The sequence below is a fragment of the Bacillus sp. LR--39 genome, assembly GCF_053613335.1.
This window is the reverse complement of record NZ_JBSIOT010001480.1, coordinates 1-540: the sequence shown is the minus strand read 5'-3', so window position 1 is coordinate 540 and position 540 is coordinate 1. Positions and strand designations below refer to the sequence as shown.

Sequence of the window (540 nt, the reverse complement as noted above, 5' to 3'; positions counted from 1 at the left end):
GACCGTAAACAGCTTTCTTTCGATGAATGGCGCAAGATCCGCTACATATGTCACACCTTCAATATCCGGCACTTTTCCGGCGAATTCCGTTTGATCAACGGCCCATTCGAAAAAAGGCTCCACCGTTACTTTCAACGGATCATCATGGTGCTGGATCGGCACGATTCTGTCGACTGCCGAGTTCGGAAAGCCGACTGAATCGCTGATTGCGGCGCGCTCCGTTTCAGTTAAGCGGGCGAAAATTTCCTCGCGAAGATGAGCGCTGCCCCCGATCATATTCTCGCAAGCTATAATATTTAAAGGCTGCTTGTTTATTTTCATCCGACGCTTCAAACCTTCTGCAATCGGCTCTGCGATCAATTTAAGCACCGCCGGGCCTACCGCTGTGGTGACAAGGTCGGCTTTCGCTATCAAATCATACAATTCGTCAAGCTGGGTCGCACTGTTGATCGCCCGGACCGGTCCGATCGTTTCCTGCTTCCTTCCGGCATCGGCCATTTCGACGGTATAGCGGCCCTTATCGTTCAGTTCATTGATCAC

At 51.3% G+C, this 540-nt stretch carries 1 protein-coding gene; it reads right to left on the bottom strand.

Annotation, left to right across the window (positions count from 1 at the left end):
* Window positions 1-540 (bottom strand): mannitol dehydrogenase family protein (locus ACWHAR_RS31270; RefSeq protein ID WP_452088954.1); only part of this gene is annotated, 540 nt, incomplete at both ends.